The sequence below is a fragment of the Ferrimonas lipolytica genome (genome assembly GCF_012295575.1).
Classification (GTDB): Bacteria; Pseudomonadota; Gammaproteobacteria; order Enterobacterales; family Shewanellaceae; genus Ferrimonas; species Ferrimonas lipolytica.
The window spans coordinates 481,546-497,762 of record NZ_CP051180.1 but is presented as its reverse complement, the minus strand read 5'-3'; the positions used below and the strand labels follow the sequence as shown (position 1 = coordinate 497,762).

Genomic DNA, 16,217 nt, shown 5'->3' with positions numbered 1-16,217 from the left:
TGGTGGGCGATACTGGGCTTGAACCAGTGACCCCCTGCTTGTAAGGCAGGTGCTCTCCCAACTGAGCTAATCGCCCAAACAATATGTTAATCAACACATCATTTGAAAAAGTGGCGTCCCCTAGGGGATTCGAACCCCTGTTACCGCCGTGAAAGGGCGGTGTCCTAGGCCTCTAGACGAAGGGGACCCCGGACAGTTCGTTTTAATTCCGAACTAAAGAAAATGGTGGGCGATACTGGGCTTGAACCAGTGACCCCCTGCTTGTAAGGCAGGTGCTCTCCCAACTGAGCTAATCGCCCAAACAATATGTTAATCAACACATCATTTGAAAAAAGTGGCGTCCCCTAGGGGATTCGAACCCCTGTTACCGCCGTGAAAGGGCGGTGTCCTAGGCCTCTAGACGAAGGGGACCCCGGACCATCGTTTAAACTCCGATGAAAAGAGTTGGTGGAGCTACGCGGGATCGAACCGCGGACCTCTTGCATGCCATGCAAGCGCTCTCCCAGCTGAGCTATAGCCCCATAGATTTGGTGGGCGATACTGGGCTTGAACCAGTGACCCCCTGCTTGTAAGGCAGGTGCTCTCCCAACTGAGCTAATCGCCCAAATCTACGGTTGAATCAAGTCGGCCTAATGACTTAACTCAATGTGTTCATCTGCAATAGATGAGCCACAAAATAAGTGGCGTCCCCTAGGGGATTCGAACCCCTGTTACCGCCGTGAAAGGGCGGTGTCCTAGGCCTCTAGACGAAGGGGACCCCGGACAGTTCGTTTTAATTCCGAACTAAAGAAAATGGTGGGCGATACTGGGCTTGAACCAGTGACCCCCTGCTTGTAAGGCAGGTGCTCTCCCAACTGAGCTAATCGCCCAAACAATATGTTAATCAACACATCATTTGAAAAAGTGGCGTCCCCTAGGGGATTCGAACCCCTGTTACCGCCGTGAAAGGGCGGTGTCCTAGGCCTCTAGACGAAGGGGACCCCGGACAGTTCGTTTTAATTCCGAACTAAAGAAAGTGGTGGGCGATACTGGGCTTGAACCAGTGACCCCCTGCTTGTAAGGCAGGTGCTCTCCCAACTGAGCTAATCGCCCAAACAATATGTTAATCAACACATCATTTGAAAAAGTGGCGTCCCCTAGGGGATTCGAACCCCTGTTACCGCCGTGAAAGGGCGGTGTCCTAGGCCTCTAGACGAAGGGGACCCCGGACAGTTCGTTTTAATTCCGAACTAAAGAAAATGGTGGGCGATACTGGGCTTGAACCAGTGACCCCCTGCTTGTAAGGCAGGTGCTCTCCCAACTGAGCTAATCGCCCAAACAACATGTTAAACAACACATCATTTGAAAAAGTGGCGTCCCCTAGGGGATTCGAACCCCTGTTACCGCCGTGAAAGGGCGGTGTCCTAGGCCTCTAGACGAAGGGGACCCCGGACCATCGTTTAAACTCCGACGACAAGAGTATAAGAATTGGTGGGCGATACTGGGCTTGAACCAGTGACCCCCTGCTTGTAAGGCAGGTGCTCTCCCAACTGAGCTAATCGCCCAATTCTTTGATTTGATACCGCCGGCCTAGGCAATATCAAAAATATCAGTGTTCATCCATTTTGGATGAGCCACAAAATAAGTGGCGTCCCCTAGGGGATTCGAACCCCTGTTACCGCCGTGAAAGGGCGGTGTCCTAGGCCTCTAGACGAAGGGGACCCCGGATATAAAAGGCCGCTCAATAAGCGGCCTCTTATTAAAAACTTGGTGGAGCTACGCGGGATCGAACCGCGGACCTCTTGCATGCCATGCAAGCGCTCTCCCAGCTGAGCTATAGCCCCAAGCCATATTGCTTCTTCAAGGTCATCCCCGTCAGTGCGAGGCGCATTTTAGGAATCCACCCCTAAGTAGTCAACACGTTTTTCAGGAATTTGCTCTGTTTGCTACAAATTCAACCGCTTTGCCGATTCTCTCAACAGCGCGTGTCTGACCTATGAGCAATATGGTTTGATCCAAGCTTGGAGACTGTCCGGCACCAGTAACGGCAACGCGCAGTGGCATACCAACTTTACCCATACCAAGCTCTAATTCAGCCGCAGCATCTTGAATACACTGGTGAATTGCTTCTGCATTCCAGTCAGTAAGTGCTGCCAATTTGTCTTTAACCAGCTCCAGCGGGGCTTGAGCTACTGGGCGCAAATGCTTCTTCGCTGCCGCCGCATCGAACTGGGCAAAGTCTTCATAGTAATAACGACTACTTTCTGCCAGCTCTTTAAGTGTATGACAGCGTTCTGCCATTACTGGCACCAATTCAGTCAAAGCGGGGCCATTGGCAACATCGATCTTTTGATCGTTGAAATGCCAAGCCAATTGCTCTGCGACATAATCGGCGGACATGGTCTTCATATAATGCTGGTTCAACCATAACAGTTTTTCAGTATTAAATGCGGACGCCGACTTACTGATCGCTTTTAACGAGAATAGCTCGATCATCTCCTGCTTAGAGAAGATCTCTTGGTCACCGTTAGACCAGCCTAAGCGTACAAGATAGTTCAATAGCGCTTCTGGCAGGTAACCGTCATCGCGGTATTGCATCACGCTAACTGCACCATGACGTTTAGACAGCTTGGCACCATCGTCACCCAAGATCATAGATACGTGAGCAAACTCCGGTACTGGAGCGCCTAAAGCGTGATAGATGTTGATCTGACGAGGGGTGTTGTTGATGTGGTCTTCGCCACGAACAACTTGAGTAATACCCATATCCCAGTCATCAACCACTACACAGAAGTTATAGGTTGGGCTGCCGTCGGTGCGGCGGATAATCAAATCATCCAACTCGCCGTTAGCCACTTCGATCGAGCCACGCACGTGGTCATCAAAGGTTACCGTTCCCTCTTGTGGGTTACGGAAACGAATAACAAATGGCGCGTCTGCGTCATGCTCGGCACCGTCACGACACTTACCGTCATAACGAGGTTTCTCGCCATCAGCCATCTGTTGTTCACGCAAACCATCTAAACGCTCGCGCGAGCAATAACATTTGTAGGCTTTGCCCTCTTCCAGCAGCTGGTCAATCAGGCTGTTGTAGCGATCGAAACGCTTGGTCTGATAGTACGGACCCTCTTCCCAGTTCAATCCGAGCCAATCCATACCTTCAATAATGGCGTCGATAGCTTCCTGAGTGGAGCGCTCGATGTCAGTATCTTCGATACGCAACACAAACTGGCCGCCTTGGTTACGGGCATATAGCCAAGAGTAAAGAGCAGTACGGGCGCCACCAACATGCAAAAATCCAGTTGGGCTTGGAGCGAAGCGAGTTTTTACGGTCATATTCGTCTCGAAAAACAGTTCATGGAACAGGCCTTAGGCCATTTAAGCACGATAGTTTAGCAGCCTCATCGAGCAGCACCAACGCTAATCCAATTTGATTGTGAGCCGAGGCGGCTATCTGTTCTAACATTGGGGGTAGGTCTAATGGAGAATTGGAGTATGCCATGTCTGATAACATCTCCCAGTCGGCACCGCTTGCCAGCATCAGCAGTTATCTTAAACGCGTCAACGGCCTTGATGAACAGCAAGCGCAACTAGAGGCGCAGCAGATCATCCATGATTTTCAACGGATGCAGCGCCAAGGCTATATCGAAGGGTGGTATTTCGATGAGCAGGGCCATCTAGCGCTTATTCCCAGTGACGACGTATTAGCTCGCATGCAGGAAAAATAGACAAAATGCGCCAGCTGGTTTAATTTATAAACAATAAACTTTATTAAATCTAAGCTGACCAAATGCAACAAGCTCGAAAAACGCTGCTGGTGACGCTCGCAGTTTCACTTATCAGCGTTTCTGGCATCGCCCTGCCCTATCCCATTCTCGCGCCGCTTTTTATTGAGCTGCAACACCCATTGGCGAGTTTCGCTGGTTTGCCTCCCAAATTGTTACTGGGAATATCGTTGGCAATCTACCCCTTGGGCATTCTCGTGGGCAGTAACATTATCGGCTCGTGGTCAGATCGTATCGGCCGTAAAAAAGCGTTAGCAATAACGATGTTTGGCGCTGTCCTTGGTTACCTTCTATCGGCATTTGCCGTAATGCAGGGAAGCTTTGTGTTATTTTGCCTAAGTCGTCTGCTTACCGGCTTGTGCGAGGGCAACCTCAGTATCGCCCGCGCCATCGCAGCGGATCTACACCCTACCATTGACCGTACTCGTGCCTTTTCACTGCTCAGTGCCACCAGCTATGCCGGTTATCTTGTCGGCCCACTAATTGGCGGTTTCCTATTACCCATGGGCGCCGAGCTCGCCTTTGCAGTAGCGGCCTTAGCGTGTTTGATTTCAGTAGTAATGATTGTTGTGATGCTCCCTGCGGATAAACCGACGGCTAGTGAGGGTAGCAGCCACAGCTTGTCATTAATCCGGCTACCGACCATCAAACCATTTTTCTACATGTACCTCGCGCTGATGTTAGCGCTTAATGGCTTCTACGAGTTCTATCCAGTACTGCAGGTGGAGATGTTGGGATTTAACAGCATGCAGATTGCCTGGAGCACGGTCATTATCACCGCCTCAATGATCATCGCAGCGACCTTATTGGTCATGCCGATTAAGCGACGTTTTGGCATGGCCTCTACGGCTTGCCTATCGATGTTTGTCTACGCCATTGCGCTGCTGTGTTTTACCTTGCTACCCCAATTTTACTTAGTGACCTTTATCGTTATCGGTGCCTCTATCGCGTTATTTAACGCCATGTTACCCAGTTACCTATCAGAATTGGGCAGTGATGGTGGTGGCCAGGGGCAACTGATGGGATTAATGACCACCACCTTCTGCATAGGCAACGTTGCTATGGCCATCATCGGGTCACTGTTAGCGCTAATCGATACCCGCTTGGCTCTGGCGGGTTCCGCTTTGCTTGGGCTTATTGCAACGTGGCAATTTTATAAACATCATTATCAAAGAACCTTATGGCGTGAACATATTTCTTCGCAAATAACTGAGCAATAACGCATTGAAGACTTGAGACTTTTATATCTGCTGTCATAGTGTTAGCACGGTCGATATAAACGGATGCAATAAAGCTATGGATCTCCGCCAATTACGTAATTTTGTCATGGTTGCTGAACACGCCAGCTTCACACGTGCAGCAAAGGTCTTAGGGGTTGCTCAACCCGCCGTTAGCACCGCAATAAAAAAACTCGAAAAAGATCTTGGCCTGGTGCTGTTACATCGGCAAGACAAGCGGGTGCAGCTGACCGCAGAAGGGCGTGAGTTGTTGCCCCATGCTCAAGCCATATTGCAGCGAGTAGAACAAGCCACTCAAGCGATGGCTCGTCTGCGTGACTTGGACCGCGGCGAAGTACGCATCGCGTTACCAGGTATGATCGGTTCCTACTATTTCCCTGCATTGTTGATGGCATTCCATCATCGCTATCCCGATCTTAAGCTGTCGATGTACGAAGCTGGTACTGGCGAAATCCGCGGCATGCTTGAGCGTGATGAGGTTGATATCGGCATCATTGCCCAACCGGGTGAACAATACGGTTTAGAGACAGTTCCGTTAACCAGAGCAGAGATGGTCGCTGCGGTCGGTTACGAGCACCCACTATCGTCGCAAGATGAGATCAGCTGGGAGGAGTTTTTCCAGCATGAATTGGTCATGTTTAAACGCGGTTATTACCACCGCGAGCTGGTACATGAAATGGCAGCTGAAACCGGCCAAAAGCCTGAGATTGCCTTCGAAACGAACCTCCTCGAACTGATTCGAAGCATTGTCCGCCAAGGTTTTGCTATTACCACCGTCCTGAAGATGGTGGTCGAGAACGACCCAGAAATTAAGGCTCTGCCATTTAAAGAACCTATCCACATGGATCTTCATGTTGGTTGGAAGAGCGGCCGCGCCCTAACTCAAGCCGATCGTACCTTCCTCGACTTCCTGCTTGAACAGAAGACTGACTGACTTTTAAGTTCAGCCGGAACAAACACCGCAGATGTAATAAGGGCAGCTACTAGGCTGCCCTTATTGTGTGCCTATACTGCATCCGGCTGCAGCTCTGGTTGAGCTAATTCAAATGCAGGCAAAGCTCGACAACGCTCGACGATTCCCCTAATGCGCGGGTATTGCCCCATGGGCACGTTAAACCGCTCTGCATTATACACCTGAGGCACCAAACACAGATCTGCAGTGGTAACCTGATCACCAAAACAAAATAAGCCAGCGCTGTGCTCAAGCTGTAGCTCCAATCCATCAAAGGCTTGGGTAACCCAATGGTGATACCAGCGGGTCTTTGCCTCTTGCTCCTGCCCCAACTCGTTTCCAAGGTACTTCAACACCCGTAGGTTATTCAGTGGATGACAGTCCGCAGCTATGTTGTTCGCTAATGCCCGAACTTGCGCTCGATCGAACGCCCGCTCAGGCAATAACGGCTTTTCTGGATAGGCCTCATCCAAATACTCAATGATGGCCAAGGACTGATTTAAAATCCGATCGCCATCCACCAAGGTTGGAACCAACTTATTAGGGTTAAGGACTGAATACCCGGGCAAAAACTGCTCGCCGCCACCCTTAACCAAATTAACGGAGATGTTCTCAAAGGCTAGGCCTTTGTGATGACACGCGATTCGAACACGATACGCGGCACTTGAACGCCAGTACCCATACAATTTGATCATCTAGCTTCCTGTATAATGAATCAACGTTTGTTCAATTGATCCAAATATAGACTGATCTGAGGCAACCATTTCAATTTTAACGATATCTCCGTATTGCATGAAGGGCGTAGACGGCTTGCCATCGGCAATAATTTCCAACATTCGCAGCTCTGCCAAGCATGAAGAACCGGCGCTACGGTCGTAATTTGAGACCGTACCCGAGCCGATGATGCAACCCGAAGCCAATGGCCGAGTTTTCGCGGCATGCTCCACCAACGTAGGAAAATCAAAGGTCATATCGACTCCGGCATTAGGGCGGCCAAACAGCTCACCATTGAGGTGGGTAATCAATGGTAGATGTACCTTACCGTCGCGCCAATCGTCGCCAAGCTCATCCGGGGTTACTGCCACCGGTGAAAACGCGCTCGATGGCTTGGATTGATAAAATCCAAAGCCTTTAGCAAGCTCAGCTGGGATAAGGTTTCGCAATGACACATCATTAACCAACATCAATAACTTGATGTGCTCTAAGCCCTGCTCGGCGTTACACCCCATCGGCACATCATCAGTGATAATCGCCACCTCAGATTCGAAATCGACGCCCCAGTCGGTGCTACCCATTTCAATATCTTGCCGCGGTGCTAAGAAGGCATCTGAGCCCCCCTGGTAAACCAGCGGATCAGTCCAAAACGACTCTGGCATCTCGGCTCCGCGCGCCTTACGAACCAGCTCTACGTGATTGACATAGGCACTGCCATCAACCCATTGATAGGCTCGTGGCAATGGTGACAAACAAGCGTTTTGGTCGAAGTCGATGGCGTCACTGCGTTGGCCAAGATTGAGCTGCTGGGACACAAGTTCGAGCTGCGGTGCGACAGTTGCCCAATCGTCCAAGGCTTGTTGCATCGTTACGGCAATATCCCCGACAGTAACGGCGTGACTAAGATCCTTACTAACCACGACTAACTGACCATCGCGACGTCCATTTTTCAGTGTTGCTAACTTCATCTGTTATTCCTTAACTCGCAACAAGCTAGATCACGCCACGGCGGATCTGATCCTCTTCAATCGATTCAAACAGGGCCTTAAAGTTACCCTCACCGAACCCCTCATTGCCCTTACGTTGGATAATCTCGAAAAATACTGGGCCAATCACCGTCTGAGTAAAAATCTGCAGCAAGATCCCATCTTTACTTGGTGCGCCATCCACCAACACCTTGAGCTCTTTCATCGCCGCTAAATCTTCGCCATGACCCGCTACACGCTCATCCACTTTGTCGTAATAGGTATCCGGTGTCGGCATAAACTCCATGCCGCCAGCACGCAGTTTCCGCACGGTTTCATAGATGTTGTCGGAACTCATGGCAATGTGCTGGATCCCCTCACCTTGATATTCACGCAAATACTCTTCGATCTGGCTCTTATCGTCAGACGATTCATTAATTGGAATTCGGATCTTACCGCATGGGCCAGTCATCGCTCGGCTAACTAAGCCTGTCAGTTTGCCTTCGATATCGAAGTATCGGATCTCACGAAAGTTACCAATGCGCTCATAAAAGCCAGCCCACTTGTTCATGTTGCCTTGGAATACGTTGTGAGTCAGGTGGTCAATCTCATACAAACCAGTATCTTTGCTACTGAGGCGCTGTTTGTAATCGTGATAGAAGATGAAATCGACATCGTAGATAGAACGCTCACCATAGCGATCAACGAAATAGAGGGTTGAGTCACCAATCCCCTCCACTGCTGGAATCATCAGCTCCATTGGGCCGATGTTGCCAGCAAACTCAGTAGCGCCATTATCTAGTGCGTATTGCAATGCAGCGCCAGCGTCAGCCACGCGCCACGCCATACCGCAGACACTTGGGCCATGTAATTTAGCAAACTCGGCAGCTTGCGAATGGGGTTGGGCGTTAATAATGAAATTGATATCGCCTTGACGGTACAGCCAGGCTTCTTTGCTGCGGTGTTTGGCTATCTCAGCAAAACCAAGATGGCTAAACAGATCTTTAAGCGCGGTAATGCCAGCTGCATCCGGGGCGGTGTATTCAACAAATTCAAAGCCGTCGGTGGCAAGTGGGTTCCAATCTGGGTTGGCTTGAGTCACGTGAAGATCTCCATTATCGAAATGCGCAAGCGTTACGCGTTAGATACTGGTTTACCTCATTTGCACTCGAACAATAAACAATGTGACTTGAATCACATTACCTTGAGAGGGTATGAGGTTGTCACCTAGCCTTTACAGGCGGTGACAACCGTCTATTTATCAATAGATTAGCTAGCTTGTTTGGCGCTGTTTGCCAATTCGGTACTCTCGTAGCTTATTGGCGATGGCCGTATGCGAAACCCCTAGCTTGCGAGCCAGCTGACGAGTGGATGGGTAGGCTGGATACAGGCGCCGTAGAAGGTTAGCTTCAAACTGCTTTACCGCTTGGTCGAGGCTACCTTCAAACTCTTGGTCAAAGTAGCCAAAGCCTTCGCTCCATGCCGGCAACCGAAGTTGTTCAGGACTCAAATCGCCCCGCTCTTCGGCCATCGATACCGCACGGAAGATAGCATTCTTCAGCTGTCGCACATTGCCGGGCCAAGCGTAGTTCTTAATGTAATCTCGACACTCAGAGGAAAGCTGACGTAACGGAGTAGAAAGCTGCTCACTGTAGTGCTCCATAAACAATTCAGCTAATGGGACGATGTCAGCTTTGCGATCACGTAGCGGCGGTAGATGCAGATTCAGTACGTTGATGCGGTAATAGAGATCCTCACGAAACTCGCCTTTCTGACACAGCTCTGATAGATCCTTCTGACTAGCGCAGATAATACGAATATCGACCTTAATTTCAGCATCATCACCGACTCGGCGGAAGTGCCCGTCTTGAATCAACCGGAGCAACTTCACTTGAAGCGCTGGCGTCATATCCGCGACCTCATCAAGGAACACTGTGCCGCCATTGGCTTGTTCAATCACCCCGCGTTTAACCACTTCACCGGGGCTTGAAGCCAAGCCAAACAACTCACTCTCGGCTACGTCATCGGGCAGCGAGGCGCAATTGATCACCACGAAGCTCTTATCGTGCCGCAAGCTGTCTTGGTGACAGGCTCGGGCCATCTGCTCTTTACCGGTGCCGGTTTCACCAAGGATCAGCAGGGGCGCGTCCAGTTGCGCCATACGAGACGCTTCTTCCAAAAGTTGTTGCATGCGTTCGCTCTCAGCAATCATGGTTTCAAAACCACTGCTGCGCTTACGCAATGCCTTAAACTGTTTACCTACTCGAGCTGGAGATTTTAACTGCACCATTGCGCCAGCTAAGATACTTGTGCCCTCATCATCGGGCAGATCGATTGGCAGCACTTCAGCAAGAAACTGATTGCCGTGAATATTGACTTTGGTAGCTTGGGGTAACACCTCATCCGCACTCAACCACCGTAGGAAAGAGAAGCCATGGATAAAGTTCGCCGCTGGTTGATCGATTACCTCATCAAGCTCACAACCTAGTACCGCTAGCGCCGAAACATTGGCCGTATTGAGGTTACCTTTAAGATCTATCGAGAGGATTGGATCTGGCAACGTTTTCAGCAGCACTTCCATCGCGTAATGTTCCCGCTCCGATGGCATGTACGGTACGGTGCGTACGTCGGTTACGTTGGGGATCTTCCGTAACATTGGCATCAACTCTTGCAGCTGTTCGAATGACGGGGCTGGCAATTGCATATACACAAAGCCTTCACTGGCCGCATCAATCGCATTAACGTTGATATTGTACTTTTCCAGAACCTCTAGAATTTCCCTAGCCAATCCAATTCGGTCTTGGCAACTTACTCGTATCCGCATCGGCTCTTCCCTTTATTTTGATCTGATTGTTGAGAGCAGTCTGTCGGATAATACTGTAAAAATTGCTGTACATCATAGTGATAACTAGATCAAAAATGCCGACTTTTCGTCGACACCATCACACTTTTCAGGGTTAACGCAACAGAACTGGGCTGTAACGCCCAGCGTACTGCCAATTAGAGTAATTGATCAGTCTTAGCCGCCATAATGAAATCATTGCGATGCAGGCCAGAGATGGCATGGGTCCACCAGGTTACTGTCACTTTCCCCCACTCTAATAAAATCCCTGGGTGGTGAAACTCCGCTTCTGCCAACTCGGCAATTTTGTTACTGAATGCCCAAGCCTGCTTAAAATTCTTAAAGGTATAAACGCGCTCTAGCTGCATTACACCGGCGCGGACCGGAGTAGACCAATCCGGCAGTTGCCCTATCAACTCAGCTAACTCTATATCACTCACTTGTGGGGCACCCGCTTGGCAGGCTTCGCATTTCATCTCGCTTAACGTGGTCATGGTTATCCTTAACTTACTTGTTGTTTGGATGGGAACTGCGGCTCAAATAGCCCCAGTTGCTGCGCCTGAGTTACCAATGCCATCAAATCGAGTTGAGCTAAATCATAGAGCTGATTGATATTGGTTAGGGCGTAATAGATAGGTTGCATAATGTCGATACGATATGGGGTTCGCATCGCATCTACCACAGACATCGAATTGATGGTTGGTTGTTGCGACAGCGCATAGTGAGTTTCACCCGGACTAGACAGGATCCCGCCCCCATAGATCCGCATTCCCTGCTCGGTCTCAACCAAACCAAACTCAACCGTAAACCAATACAATCGTGCCAAGAAGACCCGTTGCTGAGGTGTTGACGCCAAGCCAAGCTTGCCATAGGTGTGAGTAAAATGCGCAAAGGCGGGGTTGGTCAGCAACGGACAGTGGCCAAACAACTCATGGAAGATATCCGGCTCTTGCAGGTAATCGAACTCTTGCCGTGTGCGGATAAAGGTAGCGACCGGAAAACGTTTGCTGGCCAATAACTCGAAGAATCGTTCGAACGAAATCAACGCTGGTACCGGTGCAGTTTGCCAGCCGGTGGTACGCTGTAACACCTTATCCACTTCCCCCAACTGCGGGATTCTATCGGTTGGTAATGCCAAGGTGTCGAGCCCTTTCAGGTACTCGTCACAAGCTCGCCCAGGCAGCAGTGTCAGTTGACGCTCCACCAGCTCGGCCCAGATCTGATGTTCCGCTGCGGGGTAATCGATGATGCCATCGGCATTGGGCATTCGAGCTTGGTATTTAGACTGTTTCATCACGCCGCTCCTTGGTATGGCAATGACTAAGTGCCTGTTCGAGATCAGCAATTAGATCATCGCAATGCTCGAGGCCAATCGCCAAACGAACTAAGTTATCGCTGATCCCCGCCGCCCGTCGCTCCTCTTGCTGGTAACAGCTGTGAGTCATCGATGCTGGGTGCTGCACCAACGACTCTGGATCCCCTAAACTGACGGCGATAGTGAACAACCTTAGGGCATCGACAAAGCTCAAGGCGGTTTGATAGTCACCACATAATTCAATCGCGACAACACCGCCACCGGCCTTCATCTGAGTGCCGATCAAGCCGTAGCCCATGTGACTCTCTAGGCCCGGATAATGCACCGCGGCCACCGTTGGGTGAGTTTGTAAATAACGGGCTATTTTAAGAGCGCTGTCGCAATGGCGTTCCATCCGCAGCGCTAGGGTCTTCATGCCTCGTAATATCAACCACGCATCATGGGGCGAAAGCACCGCCCCAAAATCCTTACGGATCTGATTACGAAGGGGATCTATCATCTCAGCACGGCCACACACTAAACCGGCGATCACATCACCGTGGCCATTAAGGTATTTGGTGGCACTGTGGAGCACCAGATCAACGCCATGGCTTAGTGGCTTTTGCAGCAGTGGCGTCATAAAAGTGTTGTCGACCACTGTAATGATGTCGTGTGCTTTGGCTATCGAAACCAAGCTGTCCAGATCGTAGGCTTGCAGGTGCGGATTGACCGGCGTTTCCAGCAGCATCAGTTTGGTATTGGCTTGAATAGCCGACTCAACTTCTGCCAGCTGAGCGAAATCCACTTGGGTCACTTCAATCCCAAACCGCGGCAGCTGTTCGGTCGCCAGTGAGTGACTGCAACCATACAAAGAGGTGGCCACAATCAAGTGATCACCACTTTGCAATGTTCCCAATAGCGCCGCTGCCACTGCCCCCATGCCGCTAGCAAACGCCAAAGCATCCTCGCTGCCTTCAAGCAAAGCGATGCGGCGTTCCAGTTCGTTGGTGGTTGGGTTACCTAGCCGAGTATAGATGGGTCCCGCTTGCTCCCCAGCAAAGCGCTGGCCACCACTATGGCAATCATCAAAAGCAAAGGTCGCTGTTTGCAATAATGGCGTGGTAAGGCTGCCACTACTATCACGCTGGTGGCCGCCATGAATAACACAAGTCTCTGGGTGCATTGATGCATCCATAGAATTCTCCCCATTTAAGATGCCGGACGATAATTAGAGGTGTAGTTGTGTCCGTGCAACAAGTCTCTAACATATGACAACCGTACAAGAGGAGAATCCTTTGAGGCGCAATCGATGCTAATTCACTTCGTAAATTGTTCGTTACGTTGTTTATGGGCGCGAACGCTCTGCAGCGCTTCCGCACTAACACTCTTTAACTCGCTCAGCAACTTACCCTGCACCGTTAACAGGCTCGGCTGAGATTGAGACTGGTAAGGCAATGGCCGGCACTCAGAGCAAGCGGCATAGCCTAACCGAGCTGTAAGCAGTCCTGCCCCTAACCCTTGCGCAACCCGAGCCGACAACTTGCCAGTTAGCTCCGCCGACAACATTTGTGTGCCAAGATCCAGCGCCACCTGTGACCCACCCGCAAAGAGCAGATTCTTCAACATCTGTCGTATTAACTTAATACGGCTCCAGTAGCCCGGTTCGATGCCGTAAATCCGCGCCACCTGATCCAACATGGTTTGGTTACGCCATAACATCAGGCCCATATCTAGACTGGCCATCGGGCTGGCAGCCAACAACAGGCTGGCTTGAGCTGCATAGCGGTAGATGCATCGCTGCGCAGCCTCGTCCTGCTGTTGCAACACCGTCCGTTCGTAAAGCTGTAATTGTTCGCTGTCGTTATGGTGGGCTTGTTGGCACTCTCGCCAATGTTCAGTAGCCTGTGCAAATTCAGCTGGTACAGTGCTACTTATTTGCTTCAATAGCTGCTGTGCCTCACCGCTTTGAGCACTGGCGCTGATCCGCAAGCCCGCCTGCCGTTGGTCACCGTTACGTTTGAGTTGGCGCAAACGTCGCAACTCCCGCAGGAGCATGCCGCCCAACAGCAGCACCGCACCACCGATCGTAACCCCATAAAGCCCAAACCAGATGGGGCCACGTAACCACGCTTGCCACAAACTCCAACCGGTCTCTGCCACGACTAACACGGTGACAGCAATTAATACCAACCGCAGTAGCAGCGACCGCTTCGGTCGAGCCGCTTCAATCTCCATCTCAGGTTCCAGTGCCTGTCGCCACTGGGTTTCATCAATATCTTGCGCTGGTGATAGAGTGGGCTCTAACGGCGCATTAGCATCGACGGCATCGATATCAAACTCTTTTGCTGCTTTTAGTTTGCTCATGAAAGCTTATCTCCCAGCATCCAATCAATCAGGTGATCCATGCGCATATGGGGCATTGGCCCGTCAACCGTAAGTTCTCGGGGTGGTGCCAGCGGGGTAAAGTCGAAGCCTTGTTGCCGCCAAAAGTGTTCCGGCGGCAGTTGCCGTGGCACCTCACCAGGGAAGCGCATCACTCGATTTTGTTGTTGGTCAAAGCCGCGGATGACCGCTACAGGACCACTGCCGTCATCCACCTGTCCCGGTTCGCTGGCGCGAATCGCACTGAGTACCATGCTTTCTGACTGAGCACCGCTAAAGCGAATTCGTTTACCACTCGCGCCCATCAGACTATCAGTTAGTGCTAATAGGTTAGTGTGTTGGTCTATGCTGATGTGGTCGGCTTTACCGGCAACAAACAACAGCTTATCAATACGCGGCGACAGCATTCGCCGCAGTAATGAGCCGGGGCCATAATGGAAGCTTTGCAGTACCCCCTGCAGCGACTGACTCATCTGCTCCACTTGAGCCCGGCCGTGGTTCAACGCCGCTAACGAATCAATCAACACCAACTGCCGATCAAATTTAGAAAAATGGTTGCGATAAAAAGGCTTCACCACCTGTTCTTTGTAGGCTTCAAAGCGCTGGGTCAACATCTGCGTCAACGCTGAGTTTTGATCAACCTGTTGTGGCTGCTGTGGATAGAACGCCAAGATCGGCGTGCCCTCTAAATCGCCAGGCAACAACGCTCGTCCAGGTTGCAGAAAGGTCGCTCCCTGTTCCAATCGAAGCTGCTGTAACAGCTTGCTGTAATGCTGTGCCACCTCGGCAACCTGAGTCTCATCCGCACCACTTTGCTGCTGGCTCAGTTGCAACCAGCGCTGGCTTACCTCAAGCCACGGCTGTTGCTCCAACCACTGCCACTGTTGCTGACACCAACTACCGTAATCCAATTCAAGTAACGGTAGATCCAGCAGCCACTCTCCAGGGTAATCCACTAGATCCAGATACAGAGTGAGGTGATCCGCTAGCTGACGTTTGATCCCCCCCTGAGGTGCAAACCGAATCGCTAAGCGGATCTCGGCCAAGCCTCGGGTTGATTCCGGCCACTGCGGTGGATTCGAGGTTAAAGCCGTCATCGCGCCATCGTAATCGAACGGCAACATGGTGAGATCCGGTTGCGGCACGCGCTGTACCCCCAACACCCTACCCTGTGCTAACGCTTGCCACATCGGTAACTGCTGCCGATTAGCGTGGGTTAGCTGATGCACTATCGAGGTGATCAACGCGGTTTTACCTGCTCGAGATAACCCGGTGATACCGATACGAAGATGTTGGTCCAGCCCGCGATAGGCTATCTGTTCCAGTTGCTTGCCGAAACGCTTTAGGTGGGGAGTCAAACTAACCATGCAGTGGGGAGCCTTAAATACAGCAAAGGGAGCCTATGGCTCCCTGAAGTTGAGGACTTATTTTAATCCGTCGATCTCACGACCGAGCGCGTAAGCATCGGAGGTAACATGGCGCTCTATGTTACGGATCCGCAGTTCAATGGAACGAAATTTCGAGTTGATGTCGCGGAACACTACCCGCGGGGATTCACCGGCTTGCCAGATCTTGGTTTTTACCTCAGCACCGTGGCTTTGCAGTTGCTCTGGCTTCTTATCGAGCAGTACCCAAGCAACGATATAACCAAGCAGAACGAAGCTGAATATTCCAGTTAAGATAAGTGCTGAAAACGCGACAATTCGAACCAACCACACCTCAAGATTAAAACGTTCGGCCACGCCGGCACAAACCCCAGCAACCTTGCCTTTAGCGGGAATACGATATAATGATTCAGTGTTATTGCTGTTCATGTTTACGTCTCCATTCAGGTGCTTCGGTATCTAATATACGTTCTAGACTATCTACGCGTTCGGCCATTTTATCCGCACGCCGCAGCAACTCATTCAACTGCTGATACTCTTCCTCGGTCAGCCCCTGATTGATCTGTTTTTTGCTGCGGTAGTGCAGAATGAGCCAGATTGGCGCCACCAACAACATAAAGATAATCAGCGGCGCAACCAATAAAGCAAATAGCTCTTCCATTATTTTCTCCTCTACCGTTC

The 16,217-nt window shown here is 50.8% G+C and carries 15 protein-coding genes and 16 tRNA genes; 3 read left to right on the top strand and 28 right to left on the bottom strand.

The features are described from left to right. The 17 genes from HER31_RS02430 to gltX form a co-directional block, all read right to left on the bottom strand. A tRNA-Val gene (locus HER31_RS02430) sits at positions 1-76 on the bottom strand. Positions 77-111: 35 nt separating this feature from the next. Then, positions 112-187: transfer RNA gene (locus tag HER31_RS02425), tRNA-Glu, on the bottom strand. A 36-nt stretch (positions 188-223) separates the two neighbouring features. Continuing rightward, positions 224-299 (bottom strand) — tRNA-Val (locus tag HER31_RS02420). A 36-nt stretch (positions 300-335) separates the two neighbouring features. Continuing rightward, positions 336-411, bottom strand: a tRNA-Glu gene (locus tag HER31_RS02415). Positions 412-445: 34 nt separating this feature from the next. Continuing rightward, a tRNA-Ala gene (locus tag HER31_RS02410) sits at positions 446-521 on the bottom strand. Between the two features lie 7 nt (positions 522-528). After that, a tRNA-Val gene (locus HER31_RS02405) sits at positions 529-604 on the bottom strand. A 77-nt stretch (positions 605-681) separates the two neighbouring features. After that, positions 682-757 (bottom strand) — tRNA-Glu (locus HER31_RS02400). Positions 758-793: 36 nt separating this feature from the next. Beyond that, a tRNA-Val gene (locus HER31_RS02395) sits at positions 794-869 on the bottom strand. Positions 870-904: 35 nt separating this feature from the next. Next, positions 905-980: transfer RNA gene (locus HER31_RS02390), tRNA-Glu, on the bottom strand. A 36-nt stretch (positions 981-1,016) separates the two neighbouring features. Next, positions 1,017-1,092 (bottom strand) — tRNA-Val (locus HER31_RS02385). A gap of 35 nt (positions 1,093-1,127) precedes the next feature. Next, a tRNA-Glu gene (locus HER31_RS02380) sits at positions 1,128-1,203 on the bottom strand. 36 nt (positions 1,204-1,239) lie between these two features. Then, positions 1,240-1,315, bottom strand: a tRNA-Val gene (locus tag HER31_RS02375). A gap of 35 nt (positions 1,316-1,350) precedes the next feature. Beyond that, positions 1,351-1,426 (bottom strand) — tRNA-Glu (locus HER31_RS02370). 42 nt (positions 1,427-1,468) lie between these two features. Then, positions 1,469-1,544, bottom strand: a tRNA-Val gene (locus HER31_RS02365). A gap of 81 nt (positions 1,545-1,625) precedes the next feature. Further along, positions 1,626-1,701 (bottom strand) — tRNA-Glu (locus HER31_RS02360). Positions 1,702-1,747: 46 nt separating this feature from the next. Then, positions 1,748-1,823, bottom strand: a tRNA-Ala gene (locus HER31_RS02355). Positions 1,824-1,905: 82 nt separating this feature from the next. Further along, positions 1,906-3,315 carry a glutamate--tRNA ligase gene (gene gltX, locus HER31_RS02350; RefSeq protein ID WP_168659102.1) on the bottom strand — a complete coding sequence of 470 codons (1,410 nt, stop codon included), beginning with the start codon at positions 3,313-3,315 and terminating at the stop codon, positions 1,906-1,908. 164 nt (positions 3,316-3,479) lie between these two features. Between gltX and HER31_RS02345 the strand changes: the two genes are divergently transcribed. The 3 genes from HER31_RS02345 to HER31_RS02335 all read left to right on the top strand — a co-directional run bounded on the left by HER31_RS02345 (position 3,480) and on the right by HER31_RS02335 (position 5,936). Continuing rightward, positions 3,480-3,707: a hypothetical protein gene (locus tag HER31_RS02345; protein ID WP_168659101.1), complete on the top strand. Its 228-nt coding sequence runs from the start codon at positions 3,480-3,482 to the stop codon at positions 3,705-3,707. Between the two features lie 62 nt (positions 3,708-3,769). After that, positions 3,770-4,984 carry an MFS transporter gene (locus HER31_RS02340; RefSeq protein WP_168659100.1) on the top strand — a complete coding sequence of 405 codons (1,215 nt, stop codon included), beginning with the start codon at positions 3,770-3,772 and terminating at the stop codon, positions 4,982-4,984. A 76-nt stretch (positions 4,985-5,060) separates the two neighbouring features. Further along, positions 5,061-5,936 (top strand): LysR family transcriptional regulator, encoded by an 876-nt coding sequence (locus HER31_RS02335; protein ID WP_168659099.1) that lies wholly within the window; start codon positions 5,061-5,063, stop codon positions 5,934-5,936. 71 nt (positions 5,937-6,007) lie between these two features. On the opposite strand, the gene maiA is transcribed toward HER31_RS02335, so the two are convergent. From maiA to pspB, 11 genes are all read right to left on the bottom strand, one after another. Continuing rightward, entirely contained in the window at positions 6,008-6,646 is a 639-nt protein-coding gene (gene maiA / locus HER31_RS02330) for a maleylacetoacetate isomerase (RefSeq protein ID WP_202983627.1), read from the bottom strand. 3 nt (positions 6,647-6,649) lie between these two features. Next, positions 6,650-7,636 (bottom strand): fumarylacetoacetate hydrolase family protein, encoded by a 987-nt coding sequence (locus HER31_RS02325; RefSeq protein WP_168659097.1) that lies wholly within the window; start codon positions 7,634-7,636, stop codon positions 6,650-6,652. Between the two features lie 25 nt (positions 7,637-7,661). Further along, the gene (gene hppD / locus HER31_RS02320; RefSeq protein WP_168659096.1) at positions 7,662-8,735 is read right to left on the bottom strand and encodes a 4-hydroxyphenylpyruvate dioxygenase; all 1,074 of its coding nucleotides are present in this window, start codon (positions 8,733-8,735) and stop codon (positions 7,662-7,664) included. A gap of 171 nt (positions 8,736-8,906) precedes the next feature. Beyond that, a complete protein-coding gene (gene tyrR / locus HER31_RS02315; protein WP_168659095.1) occupies positions 8,907-10,457 on the bottom strand; it encodes a transcriptional regulator TyrR in 1,551 nt (516 codons plus the stop codon). A 176-nt stretch (positions 10,458-10,633) separates the two neighbouring features. Continuing rightward, positions 10,634-10,969 (bottom strand): 4a-hydroxytetrahydrobiopterin dehydratase, encoded by a 336-nt coding sequence (locus HER31_RS02310; RefSeq protein ID WP_168659094.1) that lies wholly within the window; start codon positions 10,967-10,969, stop codon positions 10,634-10,636. 8 nt (positions 10,970-10,977) lie between these two features. Continuing rightward, on the bottom strand, positions 10,978-11,772 hold the full coding sequence (phhA, locus tag HER31_RS02305; protein WP_238786881.1) for a phenylalanine 4-monooxygenase: 795 nt from the start codon (positions 11,770-11,772) through the stop codon (positions 10,978-10,980). Next, positions 11,756-12,964: a trans-sulfuration enzyme family protein gene (locus HER31_RS02300; protein ID WP_168659092.1), complete on the bottom strand. Its 1,209-nt coding sequence runs from the start codon at positions 12,962-12,964 to the stop codon at positions 11,756-11,758. Before HER31_RS02300 ends, phhA begins: the two co-directional genes overlap by 17 nt. A gap of 122 nt (positions 12,965-13,086) precedes the next feature. Further along, the gene (locus tag HER31_RS02295) at positions 13,087-14,133 is read right to left on the bottom strand and encodes a TIGR01620 family protein (protein ID WP_168659091.1); all 1,047 of its coding nucleotides are present in this window, start codon (positions 14,131-14,133) and stop codon (positions 13,087-13,089) included. Continuing rightward, positions 14,130-15,518 (bottom strand): YcjX family GTP-binding protein, encoded by a 1,389-nt coding sequence (locus HER31_RS02290; protein ID WP_168659090.1) that lies wholly within the window; start codon positions 15,516-15,518, stop codon positions 14,130-14,132. Before HER31_RS02290 ends, HER31_RS02295 begins: the two co-directional genes overlap by 4 nt. 57 nt (positions 15,519-15,575) lie before the next feature. Further along, the gene (gene pspC, locus HER31_RS02285; protein ID WP_168659089.1) at positions 15,576-15,965 is read right to left on the bottom strand and encodes an envelope stress response membrane protein PspC; all 390 of its coding nucleotides are present in this window, start codon (positions 15,963-15,965) and stop codon (positions 15,576-15,578) included. Beyond that, entirely contained in the window at positions 15,952-16,197 is a 246-nt protein-coding gene (gene pspB / locus HER31_RS02280) for an envelope stress response membrane protein PspB (protein ID WP_168659088.1), read from the bottom strand. Before pspB ends, pspC begins: the two co-directional genes overlap by 14 nt. Between the last annotated feature and the right edge of the window lie 20 nt (positions 16,198-16,217).

What these genes read in the sequence shown, in the direction of transcription:
- gltX (WP_168659102.1), bottom strand. Translation starts at nt 3,315, where the DNA reads ATGACCGTAAAAACTCGCTTCGCTCCAAGCCCAACTGGATTTTTGCAT.
- HER31_RS02345 (WP_168659101.1), top strand. Translation starts at nt 3,480, where the DNA reads ATGTCTGATAACATCTCCCAGTCGGCACCGCTTGCCAGCATCAGCAGT.
- HER31_RS02340 (WP_168659100.1), top strand. Translation starts at nt 3,770, where the DNA reads ATGCAACAAGCTCGAAAAACGCTGCTGGTGACGCTCGCAGTTTCACTT.
- HER31_RS02335 (WP_168659099.1), top strand. Translation starts at nt 5,061, where the DNA reads ATGGATCTCCGCCAATTACGTAATTTTGTCATGGTTGCTGAACACGCC.
- HER31_RS02325 (WP_168659097.1), bottom strand. Translation starts at nt 7,636, where the DNA reads ATGAAGTTAGCAACACTGAAAAATGGACGTCGCGATGGTCAGTTAGTC.
- tyrR (WP_168659095.1), bottom strand. Translation starts at nt 10,457, where the DNA reads ATGCGGATACGAGTAAGTTGCCAAGACCGAATTGGATTGGCTAGGGAA.
- HER31_RS02310 (WP_168659094.1), bottom strand. Translation starts at nt 10,969, where the DNA reads ATGACCACGTTAAGCGAGATGAAATGCGAAGCCTGCCAAGCGGGTGCC.
- HER31_RS02300 (WP_168659092.1), bottom strand. Translation starts at nt 12,964, where the DNA reads ATGGATGCATCAATGCACCCAGAGACTTGTGTTATTCATGGCGGCCAC.
- HER31_RS02295 (WP_168659091.1), bottom strand. Translation starts at nt 14,133, where the DNA reads ATGAGCAAACTAAAAGCAGCAAAAGAGTTTGATATCGATGCCGTCGAT.
- HER31_RS02290 (WP_168659090.1), bottom strand. Translation starts at nt 15,518, where the DNA reads ATGGTTAGTTTGACTCCCCACCTAAAGCGTTTCGGCAAGCAACTGGAA.
- pspC (WP_168659089.1), bottom strand. Translation starts at nt 15,965, where the DNA reads ATGAACAGCAATAACACTGAATCATTATATCGTATTCCCGCTAAAGGC.
- pspB (WP_168659088.1), bottom strand. Translation starts at nt 16,197, where the DNA reads ATGGAAGAGCTATTTGCTTTATTGGTTGCGCCGCTGATTATCTTTATG.